The sequence below is a fragment of the Streptosporangium sp. H16 genome, assembly GCF_051918855.1.
Taxonomy (GTDB): Bacteria; Actinomycetota; Actinomycetes; order Streptosporangiales; family Streptosporangiaceae; genus Streptosporangium.
Window position 1 is genome coordinate 1 of record NZ_JBPXMD010000122.1, and the last position, 869, is coordinate 869.

At 73.1% G+C, this 869-nt stretch carries 1 protein-coding gene; it reads right to left on the reverse strand.

Annotated elements, in window-relative coordinates:
- Window positions 1-84: 84 nt before the first annotated feature.
- The coding region (locus tag ACTOQ2_RS43950; RefSeq protein WP_440107987.1) for a tyrosine-type recombinase/integrase at window positions 85-869 on the reverse strand (785 nt) is incomplete at its 5' end.

Here is an 869-nt window from a genome sequence, read left to right on the forward strand (position 1 = left end):
CGGGGGTCTTCTCCCGAACATGACCCCAGCCCCAAAGTAGCTCTGGGTGATCCGTGTGACACTGCGTGATCTAGCGGGTAGAGGTCACCGACGTCGGGCAGCCGGATCCCGGCCTTCCTGCCAGCGAGCCAGGGCCTCAGGGGAGACTCGCGCGTAGCGAGTGAGGGACGCGACCGAGGTGTGGCCGGAGTAGGCGAGCAGGGTGGAGGTGTTGGCGCCGTCTTCGGCGGCGTGGGTCAGCGCGCTGTGGCGTAGCTGGTGCAGTGTCCATGGGCCACCGGCCAGCTTGGCAGTGGTGACCTCGAAGAGTTCAGCAGCGCGGCGGTAGGACAGCCGGGCCCGGCCGCTGGCCGGGTCGAGGTCACTGGGCGGCAACTGGACGCGGGCGCGGCGGTCGGTGAGGAAGACCGGGCCAGCGCGGCGGCCGTCCAACAGGCGGGGCAGCAGCCGTGCGGTGGCCGTTTGCCAGACGATGACATCGACCGCGCCGCCCTTGCGCCGTACTTTCGCGCGCCGGTTGCGCAGGTCGAGCTCGTCGGCGTCGAGGGCCAGGACCTCCTGCGCTCTGGCCGCGCTCTCATACAGCAGCCGAAACAGGGTGCGTTCGCGCAGGCCCATGGTGGGGCGGGCGAGCAGTGCCTCGACCTCGGCGCGGGCCAGTGCCCGGGTCCGATCCGAGGTGCGCGAGCGGCGGCGGATACGGCGCAGCGGGTCGCCGGTCAGCCAGTCCTGCTCGCGCCACCAGGCGCAGGCCGAACCGATCGCGTCCAGGCGGGCGTTGGCGGTGGCCGCGGCCGCGCCGCCCCAGCGGCCGGCGAACCAGGCCGCGACGCGGTCGGCGCCGGCCTCGCCGTTCAGCTCGGTCACGG